Raw genomic sequence first — 2,986 nt, forward strand, 5'->3', positions numbered from 1 at the left:
TCAACACGCCCTAATCAGAACCTTATTTCCACGAACCGTTCCATAAACCGTAAATGGCATGATGCAAATAGCACCTATTATAGCGAGTTGTACAAAGAGCTGACGCCAGCCTATGCGATGCCAAGTACGGTCGAAATGGCGGTCACATGGGAAGCGCTTATTCGCGGTTATAAGCGTTATCGTTCGGGGATGCCAGCCAAAAGCGCAGCTCAATTTGTTGTCGATTTTATCCAAAATCACTCACAGCATATCCATCGTCGTAGGAAGTCATCATGATTAGTTTGCGTAGCATACTGACTTTGATTGTCGTTGCTGGCTCTCTTTTACCTGCCTATTGGGTTGGGATCAGCATGATCGATAAGCACCAAGCAGACCTCTTGGTGCAAAAAGAGATCAAGTTAGAAAACACTAATCAAGGTATTCAGAAAACCATCAGTGAAGATCTAACATTCATTGCTAACTTAACTCGCTGGTATTCAAAGGATCGCCTGTTAGTACAAGGCATGGATAACGTGCTTTATTCAAGTGTTATCTGGCAAATGATTGAGACCTTTGAAGGGCTTGCAACGAACGTCAGTACGACCTACATCATTGATAAGAATTGGCAGCCGATGTACGAGAGTAACGGCTCTGTCTATCATCTAGAGAACAGCCGCCTTTTAACCAAAATTAGAGCCGCAGATACACTTTATAAGCAAGGTAAGATGTACCACACCACTTACTTTGAGGAAGGTTTGGTTTATAAAGGTGGACAGAGTGGCATTGCGATTGTTAGCCCACTTTTACCGTACACTTTGTTACCTGGTTCAGAATATGAGCCTCAAGGTTATCTGGTCGTGTTGGTGTCTTACCAAGATCTGATCCAGATCTCTCAACCTTTTCTCTACAAGCAAGAATCGGTCAATTTTCACTACGGCGATGTCAGCTTGACGAAAGGAGATGGCTCAAAGTTCATGAGCGATATCGTGGTTACAAACCGGAACTTTGTTGAGCCCCTAGAAATCATAATGATCCATTCGGTTTCTAACGCTGCTCGTGATCAAGAGTTGATGCAATCCAAGCAGCAGTTGTTAAACATTATTGTTGCAACGTTAGTAGTGACGCTTGTTATCGCAATTTTGGCAAGTCGTTGGCTGACCCTACCAATCCGAGAAATGACGATGGTGGTTCGTAGTTTTAAAAATAATAAGCGGCCAGATCTCACACCTAAACGCTTTCAATTCAAAGAGTTTAGGCAGCTTATGAACCTTTTAGATTCACTGTGGGTTCAATTGACGAATCACATGGACGAGCTCGAGATTCGGAACCATGCGTTACGTAAAGCTAACCAACAAGTTCAAGATACCAATGCGCAGTTAGCGAACTTTAACCAAGTTCTAGAACACAGAGTAGAAGAGCAAACGGCAGAATTGCGTGTGAACCTAACACGAGAGGAAGCGCACAAAGCTAAGTTGATGACATTGATTAATTTCACGACCAGTCACGCTGGTGTTGGTTATCACGCTATTCCAGAAGTGATTAACTCGGGTTTGAATCGCTTGTTACCTCAGTCTGATATGCGTTTTAGCTTTACGAAGCCCAAAGGCGAGAGAGTGAAAACCATGCGTTCATCAACTGGCACTGTGGTGGGGTATTTTGATTACGGCACCTATGCGTTAGATGAAGAAGAACGCATCTTACTTGAGCTATTCAAAAAGCAGTTGTACTCATGGTTAGAACTGGAAGATTTCGCGCGCAGAGACAAGCTATCTAAGTGCCTAAACCGTAAAGCGTTTGATGATGATTATGAGTTCGCTCGCCAATCGGTAGCGAAAGGTTGCTGGGACTCAATGGCAGTCATTATCATCGATATTAATGGGCTCAAAACGCTTAATGATAATTATGGACACGATCGAGGCGACTTGCTGATTTCAAAATCTACGCAATTGATTAAGTCGATATTGCGAGATGAGTTGATGCTTTATCGCATCGGTGGCGATGAGTTCGCGATCATTGCACCTGAACAAAGCCAGCAATCGCTGGAAGCATTGATAAGCTCGCTAGAAGAAGCGCAAGAAGACAAATGGATTGATCTATCGGAGAACAAGCGTCATCCACTCAAGTTCTCTGTCGGTGGGGCATCGAGTGATAATGTTTCACTAGATAATCTATTTTCCATGGTAGACGAGGCTATGTATGAGAAAAAACGAGCCTTCTACCAACTCTCAGGCAACGAATAACGGCTAATGTAAACAGTGATAGAGAGCCCTCACTTCATGTTGGAGTGAGGGCTTTTTAATACCGAAAATTTACTTTAGGTGCAGAGTTAAGGGTTTTGCGACTGCAATAGTGGCGATGGGTGAGGCATCATCAAGTGGGTAAGAGATATTCGAACTAATAATGCCCGCGTTGTATAGGCAGTACACAAGATCCAGTTTGATGTTGCTTTGTTCTAATTCCACGCCGGTAAACACTGTGCCGCAGTCAGAGATTTCAGTGAGGTTTACGGCTTTTTGTAAAGAGATCTTAAGTAATCGATCTTCAGCATCGTAACTGAACGACCTTACAGCGAAGTCGTCGATATTGATAATGGACTGATTCTCTTCATCAGTATCCAAGAAAATTGGGTTTACTTTATCCCTGTATCGAATCGATAGCGTTCCATGTAAATCAAATGGATAGCGAATTTTTTTCATAGTTCTCACCTGTAGGTAAATCGGAGGCACTCTACTTACCGATATTAACGAGTGAATGGAAACATGGGATAGCATCCAAGAAATAGATAAAAGCATGTTTGCTAAGTTGGTTTTGCAGAGCAAATGTGAAAACGCTAAGGAATGAGATTGAACTAAAGTGACGGCGAAGTATTCAACAATAAGCATATTATTGAAATCTAATCTGTTATTTGCCTACGAAATCAGATTTGAGAAAACTAGAATATAAACACATTGATTTCGTGCCCTTTGGCAAAGATTGCTGATGCAAGGCCCTGGCGGATCCCCTCATA

General features: G+C 42.6%; 2 protein-coding genes and 1 pseudogene. 2 read left to right on the top strand and 1 reads right to left on the bottom strand.

The features are described 5' to 3' along the window. Nucleotides 1–276: pseudogene (locus KIV40_RS24360) on the top strand (maltose/maltodextrin-binding protein); the annotation flags it as partial. Beyond that, nucleotides 273–2,219: a diguanylate cyclase domain-containing protein gene (locus KIV40_RS24365; protein ID WP_285351754.1), complete on the top strand. Its 1,947-nt coding sequence runs from the start codon at nucleotides 273–275 to the stop codon at nucleotides 2,217–2,219. The pseudogene KIV40_RS24360 and the gene KIV40_RS24365, both read left to right, overlap by 4 nt. A 69-nt stretch (nucleotides 2,220–2,288) precedes the next feature. On the opposite strand, the gene KIV40_RS24370 is transcribed toward KIV40_RS24365, so the two are convergent. Next, complete coding sequence (locus tag KIV40_RS24370; RefSeq protein WP_012128234.1) at nucleotides 2,289–2,675, bottom strand: hypothetical protein; 387 nt, start codon at nucleotides 2,673–2,675, stop codon at nucleotides 2,289–2,291. Nucleotides 2,676–2,986: the final 311 nt, after the last annotated feature.

This window comes from Vibrio sp. D173a, from assembly GCF_030248475.1.

What these genes read in the sequence shown, in the direction of transcription:
- KIV40_RS24365 (WP_285351754.1), top strand. Translation starts at nt 273, where the DNA reads ATGATTAGTTTGCGTAGCATACTGACTTTGATTGTCGTTGCTGGCTCT.
- KIV40_RS24370 (WP_012128234.1), bottom strand. Translation starts at nt 2,675, where the DNA reads ATGAAAAAAATTCGCTATCCATTTGATTTACATGGAACGCTATCGATT.